General features: G+C 46.5%; 17 protein-coding genes and 1 tRNA gene. 3 read left to right on the forward strand and 15 right to left on the reverse strand.

Features of this window, described 5'->3' with window-relative positions:
• Positions 1–189 precede the first annotated feature (189 nt).
• The 7 genes from ACTHPM_RS12160 to ACTHPM_RS12190 all read right to left on the reverse strand — a co-directional run bounded on the left by ACTHPM_RS12160 (position 190) and on the right by ACTHPM_RS12190 (position 4,962).
• Positions 190–699 (reverse strand): hypothetical protein, encoded by a 510-nt coding sequence (locus ACTHPM_RS12160; protein WP_440396101.1) that lies wholly within the window; start codon positions 697–699, stop codon positions 190–192.
• Between the two features lie 268 nt (positions 700–967).
• Positions 968–1,138: a YHYH domain-containing protein gene (locus ACTHPM_RS12165; protein ID WP_440396100.1), complete on the reverse strand. Its 171-nt coding sequence runs from the start codon at positions 1,136–1,138 to the stop codon at positions 968–970.
• Positions 1,139–1,445: 307 nt separating this feature from the next.
• A complete protein-coding gene (locus ACTHPM_RS12170) occupies positions 1,446–1,709 on the reverse strand; it encodes a hypothetical protein (protein WP_440396099.1) in 264 nt (87 codons plus the stop codon).
• 297 nt (positions 1,710–2,006) lie between these two features.
• On the reverse strand, positions 2,007–2,657 hold the full coding sequence (locus tag ACTHPM_RS12175; RefSeq protein WP_440396098.1) for a YdcF family protein: 651 nt from the start codon (positions 2,655–2,657) through the stop codon (positions 2,007–2,009).
• A gap of 443 nt (positions 2,658–3,100) precedes the next feature.
• Complete coding sequence (locus ACTHPM_RS12180) at positions 3,101–3,376, reverse strand: DUF7674 family protein (protein ID WP_440396097.1); 276 nt, start codon at positions 3,374–3,376, stop codon at positions 3,101–3,103.
• Between the two features lie 232 nt (positions 3,377–3,608).
• The gene (locus ACTHPM_RS12185) at positions 3,609–4,148 is read right to left on the reverse strand and encodes a hypothetical protein (RefSeq protein WP_440396096.1); all 540 of its coding nucleotides are present in this window, start codon (positions 4,146–4,148) and stop codon (positions 3,609–3,611) included.
• 460 nt (positions 4,149–4,608) lie between these two features.
• On the reverse strand, positions 4,609–4,962 hold the full coding sequence (locus ACTHPM_RS12190; RefSeq protein WP_440396095.1) for a winged helix-turn-helix transcriptional regulator: 354 nt from the start codon (positions 4,960–4,962) through the stop codon (positions 4,609–4,611).
• A 105-nt stretch (positions 4,963–5,067) separates the two neighbouring features.
• On the opposite strand from ACTHPM_RS12190, the gene ACTHPM_RS12195 reads away from it, so the two are divergent.
• A complete protein-coding gene (locus ACTHPM_RS12195; protein ID WP_440396094.1) occupies positions 5,068–5,451 on the forward strand; it encodes a RidA family protein in 384 nt (127 codons plus the stop codon).
• Positions 5,452–5,771: 320 nt separating this feature from the next.
• Here the strand turns inward: ACTHPM_RS12195 and ACTHPM_RS12200 are convergent, their stop codons facing one another.
• The 3 genes from ACTHPM_RS12200 to ACTHPM_RS12210 all read right to left on the reverse strand — a co-directional run bounded on the left by ACTHPM_RS12200 (position 5,772) and on the right by ACTHPM_RS12210 (position 12,562).
• The gene (locus tag ACTHPM_RS12200) at positions 5,772–6,440 is read right to left on the reverse strand and encodes a hypothetical protein (RefSeq protein WP_440396093.1); all 669 of its coding nucleotides are present in this window, start codon (positions 6,438–6,440) and stop codon (positions 5,772–5,774) included.
• A 372-nt stretch (positions 6,441–6,812) separates the two neighbouring features.
• A complete protein-coding gene (locus tag ACTHPM_RS12205) occupies positions 6,813–11,717 on the reverse strand; it encodes an alpha-N-acetylglucosaminidase TIM-barrel domain-containing protein (protein ID WP_440396092.1) in 4,905 nt (1,634 codons plus the stop codon).
• Positions 11,718–12,208: 491 nt separating this feature from the next.
• The gene (locus ACTHPM_RS12210) at positions 12,209–12,562 is read right to left on the reverse strand and encodes a winged helix-turn-helix transcriptional regulator (protein WP_440396091.1); all 354 of its coding nucleotides are present in this window, start codon (positions 12,560–12,562) and stop codon (positions 12,209–12,211) included.
• A 129-nt stretch (positions 12,563–12,691) separates the two neighbouring features.
• Between ACTHPM_RS12210 and ACTHPM_RS12215 the strand changes: the two genes are divergently transcribed.
• Positions 12,692–13,477, forward strand: coding sequence for an SDR family NAD(P)-dependent oxidoreductase (locus tag ACTHPM_RS12215; protein ID WP_440396090.1), 786 nt, complete (start codon positions 12,692–12,694; stop codon positions 13,475–13,477).
• A 237-nt stretch (positions 13,478–13,714) separates the two neighbouring features.
• Here ACTHPM_RS12215 and ACTHPM_RS12220 read toward each other — a convergent pair.
• The 5 genes from ACTHPM_RS12220 to nrdR all read right to left on the reverse strand — a co-directional run bounded on the left by ACTHPM_RS12220 (position 13,715) and on the right by nrdR (position 18,125).
• Positions 13,715–13,787 (reverse strand) — tRNA-Ala (locus ACTHPM_RS12220).
• Positions 13,788–14,068: 281 nt separating this feature from the next.
• Positions 14,069–15,436, reverse strand: a complete 1,368-nt coding sequence (locus ACTHPM_RS12225; protein ID WP_440396089.1) for an ABC transporter substrate-binding protein — start codon at positions 15,434–15,436, stop codon at positions 14,069–14,071.
• A gap of 103 nt (positions 15,437–15,539) precedes the next feature.
• A complete protein-coding gene (locus tag ACTHPM_RS12230; RefSeq protein WP_440396088.1) occupies positions 15,540–16,361 on the reverse strand; it encodes a carbohydrate ABC transporter permease in 822 nt (273 codons plus the stop codon).
• On the reverse strand, positions 16,361–17,245 hold the full coding sequence (locus ACTHPM_RS12235) for a carbohydrate ABC transporter permease (RefSeq protein WP_440396260.1): 885 nt from the start codon (positions 17,243–17,245) through the stop codon (positions 16,361–16,363). The genes ACTHPM_RS12230 and ACTHPM_RS12235 overlap by 1 nt, the downstream gene beginning before the upstream one ends.
• Before the next feature lie 403 nt (positions 17,246–17,648).
• Positions 17,649–18,125, reverse strand: coding sequence for a transcriptional regulator NrdR (nrdR, locus tag ACTHPM_RS12240; protein WP_440396087.1), 477 nt, complete (start codon positions 18,123–18,125; stop codon positions 17,649–17,651).
• 204 nt (positions 18,126–18,329) lie between these two features.
• Here nrdR and ACTHPM_RS12245 point away from each other — a divergent pair, with 204 nt between their 5' ends.
• Positions 18,330–18,548: a small, acid-soluble spore protein, alpha/beta type gene (locus ACTHPM_RS12245; protein ID WP_440396086.1), complete on the forward strand. Its 219-nt coding sequence runs from the start codon at positions 18,330–18,332 to the stop codon at positions 18,546–18,548.
• The last annotated feature ends 56 nt before the right edge of the window (positions 18,549–18,604 follow it).

Consider the following 18,604-nt stretch of genomic DNA (forward strand, 5'->3'; position numbering starts at 1 on the left):
GTGTTCGCTGATTTCCGATAACGTCCTTGTGTTCACGAACCTGAGAGGCTTAAGGCGCAACGCGCCGTGTCGAAGACTTAGCCTCGCAAGGTTATTCGCCTGCGCTACTTCCAGCTTTATAGCCTCGGGCGAATCAAGGGGGATTGTCCCCCGCAGCGTGAACACTATGTTAGCCGATGTACCCTCTTCTCAGAAAATACCTTCATCCCATAATATTAAGTCTTTAATTCTAATTTCAATATAATCATTGATTATAAGTTCCTTAATATCTATCTCATCACTGTCAAAGGTAAACTCAGTGTTCCATATGTTTAAAACAGCAACTTCATCATCATCACTTATAAAACTAATTTTCCCTCTTAGATTAAAACTCTCATCTTCACTATTGTACTCAATACTAGGTGTTGTATTTTCAGTTTTCACGTATGTTAGTATTGTTTCATATGAAATTTCAACAAAATAGTCCTTGTTAAATATTATTTCCTCAGCTTTACAATTATAGGGCACAAAATATGCTGTACCTTCAAATTTAGAGTGTTTAAATCTTATCCAAAATCCATAGATCACTTTGTTAGTTGCATGACTTATTTGTTTCCTATTATCCAGGTTGATATCAGTAATTTGAATAATCATTGGCTTCCTCTTTATTAATAGGTTTAGGGTATTTCTGCTAACGTTGTTGTATTCACGACGTCCCATCACCTTAAGCCCCTCCAGGGGCGCCCGCGATGCGGTTAGGCGGTGCGGATGTGTCCGACTGTTTATGCTTCCCTGCAGCTGAGTTGCCTCACCGAATTTACATCAAAGCTGCTGCCGGACCGAGGGGCGACGGAGTCATCCCGATGCGTGAATATGTTGTTAAAATTCCACCCACTTCATTGAATAACTTAAATATCATTATTATTCTTTGTAAAATTAAACCCAGCCTTTAATTACTTTAGCTGGGTTTTTATTCATACTATTGTTTTTATTTCTTCTTTTTGTGATAGTGATATCCTGTGCAAAGTCCTTTTTGTTTAGATTTTGCTGAGCAATTGTGTCCACCATTTTTATCAGTCCGCCCTGAATGAGCATAAGCAGAAGATGAAGTCCCAACTAAAACTGCCAAAGCAACGAGAATCACAAATAACTTTTTCATTTATTCACCCTGAATATACCCTATGCTTTAGGGCTTATTAAATTCTCTATTATTCTACATCAAATTCCATATTTAGGGTATAGAGATTTTCAAGCACTAGGGGGTTTCATCTAACGTTCCCTCATTTCTGACGTCCAAGCGGCTTAAGGCACAAAGTACCGGGTCGTCAGACTTAGCCGATTGAATGTGTCGCTAGGTTCTACTTCTCTGACTTACATCTTGGCGACCAAGGAGCGTAAGTGACGCGGCGTAAATACAGTGTTAGACGATTCTTCCGGCCTCATCGAGTTAATTAAATAGTAGCCCTTTATAGTCCCTTATTATGTTTTAAGTCTTGTATCGTTCTAAAAGCGTACTTCAAACAATTTAAATGATTTAATTCAATTCCCATCTTATTTTTAAAGGTATCGTAAATTATCTTTGCTAATTCAATTTCTGTAGTCGTTAAATTAATTCTTTTACTTATCTCTTTTATTTCTATGTCATATTCATTACTCGGAGCACCTCCAGCTAGTAGTCCAACTGGATCCCATCCGTTAATGATAACTGCTACTATACCTTCTGTTTTCAATAGACCTCTCCGTTCTTTCTATTTAATTATTCTCTGTAATTTTAGGATTCCATTTTTCAACTCGGGTTCTGTTTGTCGATTGCTTGATTTTGTATATAGCTTTCGGAAGTTTCGCCTAACGTTGTTGTATTCACGACGTCCCACCACCTTAAGCCCAAAGGGCGGCCGCGATGCGGTTAGGTGGTGCGGATGTGTCCGGCTGATTTACTTCTCTGAAATTCCTCGGGCGGACCGAGGGCCGCATGGCCCGAAGCGTGAATATGGTGTTATAGGTTATCAGCGTCCTCTTCGAATTACTTACAGAGCATTCAATGTCTTCATTACTTCGTCTTCTAGCCCTTCAATTTTCTCTACAAGGGGCAACACATGGCCGATGGCTCCAAGATAATTTATTCTTAAAAATTCTCCCCAAACCCTTGATCTGCCCTTAGTAGAATTCATCCAATTGGCTCTTGAAAAGACATCATTGTTATATATCGTGTCAAATCCAAAAGGGATATACGAAATTGAGCAATCAATATTTTGTTTTAATGTTCTGACTTGTCTTCCAGCAGCGTGGTTCTTGCAAACAACGAGCATTGAAGAAACAGTGGTAAAATCAAAAACTTCTTTTGAGAACAAGACATTTTCCAATGTATTTCCAGATCGGTTTTCAAAAGTTATATTATCTTTGGAAATCCCTGCTTTGAGTAACTCGGATATTATTACATCTGCTTCTGGAGTATTGGGATCTGGCCACTCTGGATGTTTAACACCTGTAGGACTTACTCCACCAGTAACTATTAAATGCTGACCAAATCCTGACCGATATGCTTCTATAGCTTTCTCCCAATGACCTGGATGAGTTCCGGCAAAAATAAAAATTGCATCACAGCGAGTAGGTTCTATGTATTCTGAAAATGTTATTTCTGTTAGACGTTCAATTTGATGCTTGGTTATTAGGTACAACAGGATCTTTCGGGATTAATGGTTTCTGCATAGGTCTACCTCCAATTAAGAGATTTTAATGCATTACGCTGATTTCCTATAACGTTCTTGTATTCACGACGTCCCACCGACTTAAGGCGACGAAGTCGCCGGGCGCGATGCGCTTAGTCGGTGCGGATGTGTCCGGCTGAATCTGCTTCCCTGCTGCTGAATTACTTCTTCGAATCTTCTTCTAACTTCTGCCGGACCGAGGGCCGAATGGCCCGATGCATGAATATGGTGTTAGCTGATGTCACGGACGTCTTGAACTACTTTCAGGGTCTTTTAATCCTTTAATGGTCCTCCGACATATTTTGTCTTTCCAGTCAAGAAATCATTTAATTTTCTCCACCAAGCTCTTGTATTTGGTTTAAAATATAGTTCAAATTTGTTTTTATCTATGGGATGATTTTCCAGTTCGTGAATTAGACCACTTCTAAAATACCAATAGTCGCAAATTCTTTAACAAACTCATCTCCATGGATATATAGTTGTTCAACTACATTAAATATTTTTTCAAGCTCTTCCGATTTTCCATTTTTGTGAAGTTCATTCATGTGCTCTATGAAGTCAGAAATGTCTACATACATCAGCCTTTCTTCTCCTGGTTTATAATTTTCTGCAATGTACTTATCGAATCTTGGTTTGTAAGATGGACAGGCTTCAATAAACATGTCCATAACTTTATTTTTTTCTATCATCTAGAGAAATTCACCGCTCTTATTGTTTTATAGTTATTCTCAGTGATTTCTGCTAACGTTCTGGTATTCACGAACCCTCACTGGCTTAAGGGGCGTAAGCCCCGGGTCCGACGGACTTAGCCAGTGCAGAGTTGTCTGCTGATTCCGCTTCCCCGAAATGCCTCTCGCAGACCAAGGGCCTTCAGGCCCGCAGCGTGAATACGGTGTTAGGCGGAGTCTTCGGCCCACAGTCCTACTTACATATGTACTTATTAATTACTTCATCATTCCAGATTTGTACTTCTATGTATCTTTCCGGCCCATTCTTTCCTTCCTTGTTCCATTCTTGTGGTAATCCATATTTATTCAGCATTTCATTTATTTCAGATAAAGTATATACTTGTCCTCGATATTCTTTTCCGTCTTTATACCTCATTGTCGGAAACAAATCCCCATATGTAAAGCTTATACTATCCTCGTTAAATTCAGTTATAGGTATTTTGATTTGTTTTCCGTTCTTATACCATTCTTTTATCCATTCACACGCTCCCAATGTCATATAATGGGGATACATACTCGTTGGTTTACCGCCTTTATAAGTAAATAACTCTCTTGCTTTATTCTCCAATTCTCTCCGAATCCTTATGTAATCCAGTGATCGCTTGCTTGCAAAAGTGTCCCCTATTTCCCTTAATTTTTGTAAAATGTCTTCTGCTTCATAGAGCTCTAAGGAAGATAAATTCTTAAATGGTCCTTGATCCTCTTCATAATAATGATACAGGTCTATTATCATAAGTCGTTCATCCTTTGATGAGTTTTTCCATTTTTCGAAGATTTCGCCTAACTCCCATTCTGCGAATGTCGCAAATACGCCCTCTTATACCATCTTCACGAATTCGTATAATTCCTTATATAAGCATATATCACGAATTAGTCATCCTTATTTTACCATTGATTAACTCAGTTCCACAGTGTTTCCTTCTCAATATATAGAAATTACCTAGAACACTGAACAACACTTTTTTTGATATAATGTTGGCCTATGTAATCTCCTAAATAAACCTAAACCCATCGGTATCGTCTCCCCTAATATACATCTCTATTGATACCGAAAATTACACAACTGCCGAGCCCTTGGCTTAGGACCAACCATTCGACTTATCACCCGTACTTCATTGTTTCACCGCACATAAAAAGCCCCGATTCCTTCGCTTCAGAAGGAGCACCAGGGCTTCATGGATTACATAATTCATTCAAAGATCAGTCTTAATTTTTTGGTTTTTCGCCCCCCACTCACACAGCCCTTCCATAATGGGTAAAAGAGTTTCTGCCTTATCTGTAAGACTATACTCAACTTTCGGCGGAACTTGAGGGTACTCTTTTCGATTCACCATTCCATCCGCTTCTAATTCTTTAAGTTGTGAACTTAACGTTTTGAACGTAATTGCCCCGATCTGTCTCTTCATATCGTTAAAGCGAACCGGTTGGTTTTCTGCCAGGAGGTACAAAATAACCATTTTCCATTTGCCACCTATAACTGACAATGCGTACCCAAAAGGCGTGTCCTGAATATGTTTAACTTTGCCTTTATATTCAGCCATACTCATATTTAACTATTCTTTCTGATAGTACCTATCCATAAAGTGCGTACTATATTTTTATTTGCGCTCATTCTATACTAACCTTACTTTGAAGTAAAGGAGATTAAAATAATGACGAATGTCAAAACGTACAATCACGATCTTTGGGATCACGGCATCACTCAAGGCTACAGCGTCAACGGCACCATCTACATTTCGGGGCAATTCTCCCATGATATGGAGGGCACGTTCGTCGGCGAGGACGATATCGAGGCACAGACCCGGCAGACGCTGGAGAATCTCGATCGCGTGCTGGCGGGATTCGGTGTCACGAAGTCGAACCTTGCCTATGTGGAGATTTATCTGACTAATCCACAAGAGCATTTTGAGCCGTCCAACCGGTTGTTCAAGGAATACATGGGGCAACACCGGCCTGCTGGCAGCTGCATCGGCGTAACCTACCTGGCGTCTCCTAAGCAACTGATCGAAATCAGCGCCGTCGCTCACACGAACTAACTCGGTAACTCGTCGGTTGAGTTTTAATAGATGCTCCTTATCGCCCGCTGCGGAAGGACTTAAGCAAAACCTAAATGTACTCGCAAACATCACTCTTACCCATTTATATTCATTAAATGATCTGAAGAAGCAGATGTAAGTGAATCCAATCAACGAGCTGCTTCATCACCAAATACACCCACGCACATTATGGCTGCGTGAGTGTATTTTAGGTGACAGCAAGTATCGCGGCATACGTACCGAATTTGAGCCGTTAGCTCCCTCATCTAATCGTATTTTTTTGAATGGGAACAGCACGGTGTAATAGTTACGGGTTACCGCTATGAATCTCTTTCAACCGTAGATAGGGAAACAAGAACCGGTCCGGCGAAATCGGAAGATTCCTCCCCTTTGGGACTATGCAGGCGGAACAGAAATGCATCCCCCGCTTTTGATGTCCAAACCATATAATCGCTTATGCCTTTCGCTCCGGAAGCTTGTAGGTATAGCTTCGCGTAACCCAAAGGATGTTCAACCAACTCGCCGCTATAATCGGACACCTTACCGGCCCCGCTCAACTCTTCCTTGCCCTTGGCCTCAAGCTGAGCCAAATCATAATCGGCAGGAAGCGGTTCAATGTCCACGTAATAATCCGGGTTGCCGCTTAACGATAATCGGCCCTTAGCTGGGTCAAACGCAAATTTCTCAAAGACATACAAGGAGAATCCCTCGCCTTCGTGCAGAACCGCCTTTAGTGACTGATTCCCCTCCGCCGTCAACATCTCAAAGCTCTTGGTCTCCGGGCGGGCGGATGGTTCCGGTGGCTTCTGCTCAGATGGAGCAGGCGTAACCGGTTCAGCTTCAGGGGCTGCTGTTTCCGGGGCAGGAGCTGCTGTTTCCGGCACAGTTGTTGGTGCAGTTGAAGGCTCCTTTGATCCTGCACAAGCGGAAAGCATGAATACGAGGGCGACAATCGGGATGCTTACCAAAAGGGGATACCTATGATTCAATGTGATCGCTCCTTTCGAAATTAGCCTTACGGGTTTGCTATACAACAAGTGCACAGCAATACATGATCCAGCAATCCAACATTCCACTCCTATTTTATGTGTATGATATTTTATTACCCGTACGGAGAACGTACACTCTCTTCCATTTTTATTCATAGCCCTTCAGCATTGCCCCTTCTGGTTAACACAAGCTTCCTCTCAGGATTATTGGCTTTTCCCCCAAGGGTGTATAAATCATCAATAGGTCAACAACTCGTCCCGAGTTCAAAACAAAAAAGACCGCCCTTCAGCAGGTACGCGGTCTACAGTTACAGTTACTGTTTGAACCTTAGATTTTTACTTAAAGCTCCATATTTTATCGCTTGAAAATCATCATGATATGCTCGTCATTAGCGCTGCAATGGCTGCGAGGTCCGCAATGTCGATTTTACCGTCCCTGTTCATATCCGCTGCCTTCGCTTTCTGCCAGTCACGACTTGCTTCCGTGAAACCATAATAGGCTGCTGCAACAGCCAGATCGCCGATGCTTATCTTGCCGTCATGATTCAGATCTCCCGTCAATCCACCCACTGTAACCTGAATGTTAAGGGAGGACGGAGCTGCCGTTTCTTCGTCGCCTATCCGATCCCCAAGCAGAGCCTTCGAAATTGAAATGCTACCTGACGAAGGTTGTGACACGTTGTTAGCTTGAAAAGTTACTTCAAATATTGGCGCATCCCCGGTCACCGCATAGTCCTGACCTTGGCTTGCAGCAATCAGCCTCAACTTGCCCGGGATATCGCTCACAGTCTCCAGAAGGTTGAAGCCTTCTATCAACGATTGAACAGAAACGTACTCAAAAACATTCGAATCGTAGTTGATCGCGATGTCCTGTGCGAATATGTCTTTTGTCAGATGACTTAGTCCATAATCAATATGGAATTGTTGTCCGGCCGGTACGGAAGGATCGCCTTGTAGTGTAGTCACAGGTGCTCTCGGCGTTTCCGGCTCGACGGTAATGAGACTTGCTGCCGTGTGACCCCCATCTACGCTCGTCGCGGTTATGGTAGCCGTACCCGCCTGGAAACCCGTCACCGTAGCATGGCCGTCCTTAACTGTCACTTTGGCTATGCTCTCATCGCTGCTTGACCAGGTCACGGATTTATCCGTTGCGCCTGAAGGTGTTACCGTTGCTGTTAATTCCACCGATTCTCCTGTTTTCAAGGTGATGGCAGTCTGATCGATTTGAACACCAGTAACGGGCACGCGTAGCGGGTGTCCAAACACAAGAAGCTCTTGAAACGCCGTCCAGTTCTGCCCAGGCGCCTGATCGAATGTGATTCGCACATGCCTTCCCTGTGCACTAAAATGGTGGGATTGCACCTGGCTAGTGTCGGTATTGTCCATCTTATCCACCACCGTGATCCAAGAGGATTTATCCTTAGAGACCTCAATCTTATACTTCCATAGCACTTGCTTCTCAAAATGAATTTCGCTGCCTGACAGATCGTAATTATCTCCCAAGTCGACTGCCCACCAATTGCCGGCGCTTCCACCGTTTGCAATCCACATACTGGACGAATCGCCATCATTGCCCTTGGATGAAGGGCTGGAGGAGCTGCTGGCGGTTGAAGGCTTATTCAGCGCTAGATTCGCAGGCCGGGGCAGAACCGTCACCTGACTTGTCGCTTTGAAATCTCCGTCCACACTCGTTACCGTAATTTTGGCTTGCCCCGCTTTTAACCCCGTGACAACGGCTTTGCCTCCACCGGACGCCTGCACTTTCGCTATAGCATCACTGCTGCTTGACCATGTCACATTCCTGTTCCAAGCATCCAGCGGAAGCACCGATGCGGTTAATTCCGAAGTTTCACCCTCTATCAACGTCATCGTTGCTTGGTCCAGTTGTACCCCCGTCGCAAAAGGTCCTGTTTCTACAACCTTAATCTCCGTAGTCGCTTTGAATCCTCCGTCCACCGTTGTCGCGGTGATGATTGCTGTGCCTTTTCCTTTAGCGGTAACCATGCCATCGCTGTCAAGGGTAGCGACATTCGGATGATTTGACGTCCACACAACCGCTTTGTTGCTGGCATGGTTTGGTGCGACCGTGGCGATTAACTTCTCCGTTTTGTTCGTATCCAGGTTAAGCGTCAGTTGCGGTTTCCCCATCGTAATGCCGGTTACCGGTATGCCTTTGGTGTTAATCGAGAAACCATTAAACTCCACGAGTCCGTTGATGCGGGAGGACACATTGACTGCGCTCATAAACAGACCTACATCCTGCTGCTCTGCACTGCTCGGTACATTGGCCGTGCCTACGGTCGTCCAGGTCGTTCCATCCGAGCTGCATGATCCTGTGAACTTCGAGCCGGCACGATCAAGCTTAATGTACGCAGGGGCCGCAAATCCCGCCTTGGATGAGACGGACTCGAACATCCCGTCACCGTTCGCGTCCCATGATAACACGCAGCCGTTGCTTGGCGTAACCGCAATATTCACATATCCGCCCGAGCCATTTGCTGTTAAATCGTTTCTCACGATAATGCCGGCCCTTGCCCAGCCCCACGTATTATCCTGATGGTCAACACGTGTCGTCACGGAGGCATCCCCGGTTAATGCTTGTTTCTGATAAATCGCTCCGAAACCGTTCGTGCCGCCCCACAAATCTTCCCCGCCGCCATAAATTCCGAACTGATCTCCAGACTGCCCGAACTGCGCATTGTTAAAAGAGACTGTTTTATAAGGTGATTGTACTCCTTTGGAAACCAATAGGCGGAGCTTACCCGTCATTTTCTCCATTTGATCTCCCCTACGGTACGTTGACTCCACGGACAATGCTTGAAGAAGATGGTCCAGGTTTGTCAGATCGGAAGTAGCGGTCACTTCAAATTTTACCGTGAACGATTCTCCCGGCTGGATCTGCTCGATCGTCGTTGGTGTCTGAGCCTTCACTGTAAATGAAGAATTCGGTGCAACGGAAACCGCCACTTCTTTTGCAGACGTAAAGCTGTAGTCATTCTTCAGGGTTGCCGTGATCGCTGCCGGTGTTCCGGGAGTGATCACCGCTTTATCTGCGGTAACGGTCATTCCTAATGGGGATGAGCTGCTGATCTCATTCATTACTTTTTGAGCCACTTGATAAATGTCACCTTGCGGCTCGGTTGCATAACGGTTTTGTTGTCTCGCCCATGCTTCCCCCACAGCGTACCAATCTATCTGCTGTTCCGGCCGGCCCTCTGAAAGAGCCGCCTTTAACTCATCGAAATACATGCTCCATCGGGAATAATAATAGTCTCCTACCAAACCGGCCCATTCCCGGTTCGCATAATCATGAAGGCCGCCTGAGGTCGAGCCCGAACGGTCTCCCCAAACGGTAAGAATCGAACGTACATCGTACTCCAGCCTAGCCCTTTCGGCTGCGCTGGACGCCATTGACTTTGCACTTTCCAATCTGGGTCCAAGTAAAGTCTGAGAATTCGTTGCCACGACTTCATCAAGAAGCTTCATCCATTGCAGCCAGGTACCCGTGAGCTTATTGAACGTCTCCAGATCTCGCGCGTCGTAGGCTGCCTTAATCTGAGGCAGCAGGGTCCGGCTCCGGTTGGACAAGACCTGACGGGTAACATCCATCAGATCATACCGGAACGCGTCATTATTCCGAAGTTCCGGTTTCACACCAAGCAAATCAGGTAAAGCTTGATCGAAAGCAAGGCCATCGTACCGCATACTCGTAGGGGACCAGGCAGCAGAAGTATTTGCGGTAAGGCTAGGCTGCGCTCCAAATAAACCATCCTGCGATTCACTCCAACCGTTCGCGGGAGTCTGATATGCCGTCTGGCGAAGGGTCTGCCATGCAGCTTGCGCGTGCTGATCCGTAGCGCCATAGCGTCTTTCCGCCCAAGTATCGAACCACTTCTCTAAGTCAACCGGACCTTTCTGCCACGCGATTTCAGTGAAAAAATCAAAAGCAACCGGATTATTCTCACTCCCCTCCGGCATCAAGGCAATTCCGGACAGCTTGCTGCCCGATTTCGCCTTCCACTTCCAGTAACTTGTATTCCATTCAGCCACGTTAGCCCCCATCGTCGTATGACCGCCAAAATTCCAGATCGAGCCGTATGCATACGGGACATTCACCCAAGATTGTTCCCGGTTTAAATTGGCATAGCGGTCTGATAATCCGTCAAGAATGAGCATCTTTGATTGATCAAGAGATGACAACAGTGCTGAAGAAGGATTGTTCTGCCATCCGAGAATCGCCCATATGGCACCTGGATGTGCAGCCTGAAGTGCTGTTTCAACAGCTTTAGCTGCCGTGCCGACCGGGACATCTCCCGCACTCCCGCCTTCATGCAGAAGATCCATCTTAAACATCGTTGTGGTACCAAATCGCTCCACCTGATTACGGTAGAAGGATTCGGCAACTTGCGGGAATAGTGCGCTCCGCGGGTCAAGCCAATCGGGGCGGTTAAAGCCCACCCAGTTTCCTTGGGGAATGATGCGCGCTCCGGGATTCTTATCTGTAAACTTTGCAGGTACGGTGCCGAAATAGCCGGGGAATACAGGCGTCATCCCGAGTTCACGCATATGATCCGCAATTTTTTTGCCCAATAGGGCTCGCTCATTAATCAAGTTCTCCGTGACCGGCCCCGTAAAACAGCACATGTTTTGCAGCAGCCACCACGGCTGATGACTTGGCTGCGGAATCCAATCGTTCATTTCCTGAGCGGTATATCCGAACTCCTGAAAAATGTCATAGTAGACAGCCTCTTGGCCTACGGTCACCAATACCTCATTGATTCCGTTAAGCGCCAATACGTCTATCATTCGCTCCCAGTCCTGCCAGTTCCGATAGGCACCGGTATAGCCGTCATCCGTATCGTTCAACGCGAAACGATGAGGAACATTGGCCTTCTGAGCCATTTCCTGTTTCGGTAACGGGAGCTGCTCGGGGAGATTTAACTGATCCCCGTTCCAGTTGATATTCGCCTTGGCGACATATTTTAAATACCAGTTGAATCCTGTCAGAAGGACAGCCGGGCTGGTCCCCGATATCTCAACCAAGCCATCCTTGCTTGTAATCCTGAAATTCTCTCCTTCTTCACCTAGAGGTACAGCTATAAATCGCACCTGATCATAGTGATTCGGAACTAACCGTTTCAGCACATCAACGGCGGGCTTCGTGTCGAATGCTGCAGGTTCGGCCCGGGCTGTTGACAGGATTGGTGAATTCACTACTGTTCCTAAGATCGTAACCAGCGAAAAAACCAAGCATGCAAGTAAAATCACTTTTTTCATAAACTCACCTCTTTCAGGGTTTTTATTATGTGTCCGTGTAGGTCAGTAGGTTGAATCTGAATCTGTGCATCCCCGATCCCCCATAAAAATACGGCGTGCGAAAACGCATTGTCTGAGTATAAGAACAGGGCTCTCCCAATTTAAAGTTACATTTCGCGAAAGCGCTTAACCATGATCATCTTTGAAGCAAGTATGATATTTATTGTGCTGGATAACACAAAAAAAGCCCTTGTTGGAACTCTATCAAGGGCCTGAGGCTATAATGTTGTTAAGGCTGTCATTCATTAGCCAGTGGATTGTAGAGATTAATTTCCGTCTTGCCCATTCATTTTTTCTCCTAAGTTTTTAATCATGCCTGATGACATGAACAAACAAAAAAACCCTTGATTTCTCAAAGGTTTCCAACTCACACCATCAAGGTGACGAGTGAAATAGTGGCCACGTTGGAATGAATGATTTCTTAAACTGCGACAGACCGATTATGGGGCGTGTTACCGGAGTGAACTGACCTCAGTTACCTTACAATGCTCAATATACTCACTTCCCCAGTCCGTTAGCCCAATAATTGTTGGAAAAAGCTTTTTCCCCAGATCCGTTAAAGAATATTCCACCTTTGGCGGAACTTGATTATAAACCTCACGGTGAATAAGTTGAAAGTGTTCCAGCTGCTTTAGTTGTTTAGTCAGCGACGCATGCGTTAAGCCGTCAAATTTCCGTAACAGTTCGTTAAAACGTACTGGTCCATCCATTAAATGAAAAATGATCATGAGAGAATATTTACCGGACAAGACTTTCTGAGCTGCATTAAACGAACAGGCTAGGTCAGCACTTGTTATTCCATTCATGGATATTCACCTCTTCTTATAGTATACCATTTGATCGTAACGATACGAAAATATCGTACTATTCATATCTATCATAATCCAATAGTATTGATTATGCATCAAATATATCTTATAAGGAGCGAGGATCATATGTCGACGAATACAGGAAAATTCAGCGGTAAAATTGCTTTGGTTACAGGGGCAAGTCGGGGGATAGGGGCTGAAACAGCCAAAAAATTAGCCGCTGGCGGAGCAGAATTTATAGGCGTTCATTACGCCAGTAATAGGGATGCTGCTCTAAAAGTTGTTGAAGAGATTAAGGCGCTGGGCACAAAGGCTGTGGCTCTGGAAGCAGAATTAACCACGGGTATTTCCGGTGTAAATAAGCTTTGGACTGCATTTGAAGATGCTGTTCGTTCGGAAATTGGGTCTGTGCAATTGGACATCTTAATCAATAACGCAGGTATTGCACCGGGGTTGCCTTTTGAAGAAACGTCCATTGAAACATTTGATGACGTCATGAATGTTAACTTTAAAGCTCCATACCTTCTAACTCAAGCAGCTAGCCCGTATATACGGAACGGTGGACGAATCATTAACATTTCTACGGGGTATACTCGGGTTGCCAGCCCAAATGCTGCCATTTATGCGGCTTCCAAGGGAGCCCTTGAGACATTTACTTTGGCATTAGCTCCACATTTTGCATCAAAGGGTATTACTGTAAATGCAGTAAGGCCTGGAGTTACGGATACGGATATGAACAAGGAATGGCTCGCCGACCCAGAAGCTCGTGCTGCAGCAGCTTCAATACTGCCCGTTTTCGGAAGACCGGGCACCACGGATGACGTTGCTGATGTCGTTGCGTTCGTAGCATCTGAGGAAGCCAGATGGATTACGGGGCAATTCATGGATGCCTCTGGAGGAACTAGGCTTTAATAGCCAACGCTCGAATCCTCACTTCATTATCCATTGTGGTCATATTATTAAAGGCTTTATGCGCATATCTACTTCAATTATTTTACATTAATAACATTAATTTATATAAAATATCGCAGGAGAAAGTACCGGAACGGTATATTTCATCGCAGTCCATCCCCAATCCTTAAGTTTTTGATCATGCCTGATGACAAGAACAAAACAAAAAACCCTTGATTTCTCAAGGGTTTTCTTCTATGGAGCCTAGGGGGATCGAACCCCTGACCTCATCGCTGCCAGCGATGCGCTCTCCCAGCTGAGCTAAGGCCCCGTATTATGTATCTCTCTTTCAAAAAGAGCACTCCTATAATATAGCATAGGGAGTAAGCTCATGCAATACTTTTTTCGGAAAAATTCAATCCTACTTATGCTTCTTCAACGACCGCACCCGCTCTTGGAGCTGTTCGATCTCCGCTTTCAGCAACCGATAAGAGGAATGGATGGAATGTCCGATAAATACAAGGATGGCATAGCCAGACCCTCCTCCGTTAACGCAATAGCCGTTGAAAAACCGGTTCACCCGGCTCTCAACGGCCCTTTTGCCCTTACAGATTACTTCACCGTCCGGTTATACTCCTGAATCTTGGACGTAATCTCCTTGGCTGCGTCATCCAGCGCCGCCTTCGGTTCTTTTTTGTTGTTCAGCACTTCTTCGATCGCGGCTTCCACGATTTGTCTGGCTTCCGGGAAGACGCCCATGACCGCGCCCTGCGTCGCCTTGTTCAGCTTGGTGCCGTGCAGCTGGTCGATGGCGGTCTGGAACTGCGGGAACTTCTTGAGGTTTTCCTTCACGCTGTCCTGCTCATAAGCCTTCGTCGTGATCGGGAAGTACCCTGTGTTGATATGCCAGAACGCCTGCTGCTCCGGCGAGGTCACGAACTTCATGAACTCCCATGCCGCCTTCTGCTCTTCATCCGGTCGGCTATTCATCATCCACAGGCTTGCGCCGCCGACGATGACGCCTCCATCCTTCGCATCCGCCGGTTTCGGCAGGAAGCCCGTACCGACCTCGAACTTGCCGGACGTGCCGTCCACCAAACCTTTGAGCGCCGCGGTGGAATCGAGGATCATCGCTACTTGACCGGCGGAGAACGCTTTTTTGGAATCATCCGTTTTCCGGCCCAGGTTGTTGGCTGCCTTCGTGTCGATCAGATCCTTCCACCAGGTCAACACTTTGACACCGGCATCGGAATTGACGAGCGATTCGGTCGCCAAGCTGTCCCGTCCGTTGCCGTTATTGACGTACTCCGCACCCTGGTTCGCGAATAACTGCTCCATGAACCAGCCATAAATGGCGAAGTTGGCGCCGACGGCTTTGCCTGTCTTAGAAATTTTGTCCGCCGCCGTCTTGAGCTCCTCGAACGTCTTCGGCGGGCTTTCCGGATCGAGTCCGGCCTCCTTGAACAAATCCTTATTGTAATACAGGATCGGATTGGAGGTGTTGAACGGCATGGAGTACAGCTTGTTATCAAATGTGTAATATCCGCTGATATTCGGCTCCAGCTGGCTAATATCCCACTTGTCCTGGTCGATGAATGTCTGCATCGGGGTGATCATCTTCGAATCGATCATGAAACGGCTGCCGATCTCGTACATCTGCACCATCGTCGGACCTTCGTTCGTCCCCATCGAAGCCTTCAGCTTGCTGAGCAGATCGTCGTACGTGCCTTGATAAACGGCTTCGACCTGAACCTTGTCCTGCGACTTATTGAAGTTGTCGACCAATTGGTCCACGACCTTTGTGGTGGCACCGCCCATCGCATGCCAGAACACCACTTTCTGCGCGGCGCTCTTGGTTTCGGTACCGCTTGGCTTCGGTTCGCTCGCCTTCGGCTCATCCTCGCCCATGTTCACGCTGCAGGCCGCCATGAGCACCATCATGACCGCCAGCATCAGACTTACCAGTCTCTTTTTCCCCATAGTGTGCTTGATTCCTCCCCTTTTATGAGCTGCTACATATTCCTGTTTCTGCATATTCATCTATGATAAGCCCAGGCCCTGAAGCCGCGGCCGATCAACGCCATTAACCCTTGACGGCCCCGGCCGCAATGCCGCGCACCAGCTGCTTCACACCGAAAGCGAGCAGAATGAACGAAGGCAGCAGCACCAGCGTCACGCCCGCCAGAATCAGGTTCCACGACATCACCTCGGCATGCTGCAGCATCGCGACCCCGATTTGGACCGTTCGCATGGAGGCACGGTTCGTAATCAGCAGCGGCCACAGATAATGGTTCCAGTGCGTCAGAAACACATACACCGCAAGCGTGGCAAGCGCAGGACGCGAGAGCGGCAGAACGATGGAGAAATAATTTCGCAAATGTCCGCAGCCGTCGATTTTCCCCGCGTCGAACAGCTCATGAGGCAGCTGCAGAAAAAACTGCCGGAGCAGAAACACCCCAAAGGCACCCGCCATAAAAGGGACGATCAGTCCCTGGTAGCTGTCCATCCAGCCCCAGCTTTTAATGAGCAGATAATTCGGGATGATCGTCACTTCCCACGGAATCATCATCGTCGACAGGTACAGTGCGAACAGCGCCCCTTTTCCCTTGAACTTCAGGAATGAAAAGGCATACGCCGCAAGGCTTGAGGTTACGACCTGACTGATCATGATCGCGGCGGACACGATAAAGCTGTTCAGGATAAACCGCACGATCGGAAAGCCGGCTATCGCTTCCTGGAAGTTATTCAGATAGAAGTGCTTCGGAAACAGCGGAGGTGGAAAGTTGGAAACCTCCTTTTCGGTCATGAAAGAAGAGAACACCGTAAAGATCAGCGGGTACAGGACCACCAGCGCCAAAACAGCCAGAAAGAAATAGGTGAGCGCAGCCGTTGTTCGTTTCGCCATCATTGATAGTGCACCTTCTTTTCCAGAACTTTAAACTGCACCACGGTCAGAACCAGAATAATGAAGAATAGAATGAGCGCCTGTGCGCTGCCGATGCCGAAACGGAAATTCACGAACGCATCCTGATAGATCGAATAAACGATGACGTTCGTCGAGTTGATCGGTCCACCCTTCGTCAGGATATGGATTTGACCGAAAGCCTGGAAAGCCCCAATCACCGACACGATCAAAGCGAAGAAAATCGTCGGCGACAGCAGAGGCAGCACAATTCGCACAAACGTGCGGACAGGCCCGGACCCATCGATTTTCGCGCTTTCATAAAGCTCCTCCGGGATCCCCTGAAGACCGCTGGACAACACAATGTACAGGAAGCCCATGTTCATCCATATGGTCATGAGGGAGATGGAGATCAAGGCCCAAGCCGGATCCGTCAACCAAGGAATCGGTTGGATATGTATCAAACTCAGAAAATAATTCAGCATTCCCGCCGTCGGGTGAAACAGCAAAAACCAGATGATCGAACCCGTACCGACAGATATCACGATCGGAAGCGAGAAAATAAACTGGAACACCTTCATGCCCCGCAGCTTGTTATGGGTAATGGCAGCAAGGAGCAGCGACCATATCAGAGATGTCGGCACCGTGTACAAGATGAACAGCAGGGTAACGCTCAGATTGGAATACAGCTGATGAGACTTCAGGAGCGTGACGAAGTTCTCGAACCAGACAAATTCGGCAACCTGCCCCCGCGGATCCGTAATGGTCATGCTCAGGTAGACCGACTTCAGCATCGGATAAAACAAGAACGTGAAAAACAAGACAATCGAGGGGGCCAAAAAAGCGTACGCCAAAAGATGTTCTTTCCAAATGCCCTGCTTCGCCATCCTTGTTTTAGTCTTTTTTACATTTAAAACGCTTTCATAACTAGGCAAACGATGACCTCCTCTTCCTTTTCCTTGCTGTTCAGTAAGTATATGCATGAAGATCCTGCAGTTGCTATTATCTTACAATCGTCATTTCTTCGTTGTCAACAAAAATTCACATTTAAATTTCAAACTTCCTTGACAAAATTAAATTAAATTTCAGAACTTCACAACGTCACTTGAATGAAGTATTTGAAAAATAACAAAAGGACCCCTGCGTAAAGTCTCTTGTTAAAGACTTTAGTGCAGGCGCCCTTTCATGGTTCTCCGGCGGTAATTGCAGCACTTCGAATTCTGACAAAAGAGAATCACCCCTTTGCATCGCCAAAAAGGCTGTCTCCTCAGCGTGTCGGACCTTCCGATTTCAGTCCAAGGAATCCGGCATCGTATTTTTGGATAGCAGACCTTTGAGCTCTTTCATGAACATGTTAATATCTTTGAACTGCCGATACACGGAAGCGAACCGCACATAAGCGACCTCATCCACCGGATACAGCTGTTCCATCACGAGCTCGCCGATCTGGCGGCTTTCCACTTCGGCCACGGCGGTATTACGCAGCGATTTCTCCACCTCGGAGACCATAACTTCAAGCTGCTCGACGGATACGGGGCGCTTCTCGCAGGCACGGATCAAACCGCGCAAAATCTTGTCCCGGCTGAACTCCTCGCGGCTTCCGTCTTTTTTGATAACAATGAGCGGCGTCTCCTCCACCATCTCAAATGTCGTAAATCGACGGCTGCATTTCTCGCATTCGCGTCTGCGGCGGATCGACTTGTTGTCATTGGCCGGACGGGAATCCAGCACCTTGGTGCCTGCGTAATCACAGTACGGACATTTCATGCAAACTCACTTCCTTTATCGTTCATGATGGTATTTGCGCTTGTACATTCCCGGTTTCCGAAAGTACTTACAGACGATGAGCCCAGTCCTGATACGGCTTCCGGGAAATAACTTATATTTCCAGTAAGAAAAATATAAAAAAAGTTATGAAGATTCGATCTTTGAGACATAATACTTTTACCAACAGCGAGGAGGTGAACATCAATGGCTCAAAACAACAGTTCGAACAACCTGGTAGTATCCAAAGCTACTGCAGCCCTCAACCAAATGAAATATGAAGTTGCTCAAGAGCTGGGTATCTCCATTCCACAGGACGGATACCAAGGTAACATGACTTCCTATGAGAACGGTTCGATCGGGGGACTCATCACAAAGCGTCTTGTAACCCTGGCTGAACAACAACTGGCTGGTCAATTCAAATAATACATGTGAACAACGAGAAAGTATTGGGGCAGCCCGTAAGCTGTTTCAATACTTTT

Source organism: Paenibacillus sp. SAFN-054 (assembly GCF_051966755.1).
GTDB lineage: Bacteria > Bacillota > Bacilli > Paenibacillales > Paenibacillaceae > Paenibacillus_AQ.

Coding starts and splice junctions, on each gene's coding strand:
- ACTHPM_RS12165 (WP_440396100.1), bottom strand. CDS start 1,138: ATGAAAAAGTTATTTGTGATTCTCGTTGCTTTGGCAGTTTTAGTTGGG.
- ACTHPM_RS12215 (WP_440396090.1), top strand. CDS start 12,692: ATGTCGACGAATACAGGAAAATTCAGCGGTAAAATTGCTTTGGTTACA.
- ACTHPM_RS12185 (WP_440396096.1), bottom strand. CDS start 4,148: ATGATAATAGACCTGTATCATTATTATGAAGAGGATCAAGGACCATTT.
- ACTHPM_RS12235 (WP_440396260.1), bottom strand. CDS start 17,245: ATGGCGAAGCAGGGCATTTGGAAAGAACATCTTTTGGCGTACGCTTTT.
- ACTHPM_RS12190 (WP_440396095.1), bottom strand. CDS start 4,962: ATGAGTATGGCTGAATATAAAGGCAAAGTTAAACATATTCAGGACACG.
- ACTHPM_RS12180 (WP_440396097.1), bottom strand. CDS start 3,376: ATGATAGAAAAAAATAAAGTTATGGACATGTTTATTGAAGCCTGTCCA.
- ACTHPM_RS12245 (WP_440396086.1), top strand. CDS start 18,330: ATGGCTCAAAACAACAGTTCGAACAACCTGGTAGTATCCAAAGCTACT.
- ACTHPM_RS12205 (WP_440396092.1), bottom strand. CDS start 11,717: ATGAAAAAAGTGATTTTACTTGCATGCTTGGTTTTTTCGCTGGTTACG.
- ACTHPM_RS12195 (WP_440396094.1), top strand. CDS start 5,068: ATGACGAATGTCAAAACGTACAATCACGATCTTTGGGATCACGGCATC.
- ACTHPM_RS12210 (WP_440396091.1), bottom strand. CDS start 12,562: ATGAATGGAATAACAAGTGCTGACCTAGCCTGTTCGTTTAATGCAGCT.
- ACTHPM_RS12160 (WP_440396101.1), bottom strand. CDS start 699: ATGGGACGTCGTGAATACAACAACGTTAGCAGAAATACCCTAAACCTA.
- ACTHPM_RS12230 (WP_440396088.1), bottom strand. CDS start 16,361: ATGGCGAAACGAACAACGGCTGCGCTCACCTATTTCTTTCTGGCTGTT.
- ACTHPM_RS12225 (WP_440396089.1), bottom strand. CDS start 15,436: ATGGGGAAAAAGAGACTGGTAAGTCTGATGCTGGCGGTCATGATGGTG.
- nrdR (WP_440396087.1), bottom strand. CDS start 18,125: ATGAAATGTCCGTACTGTGATTACGCAGGCACCAAGGTGCTGGATTCC.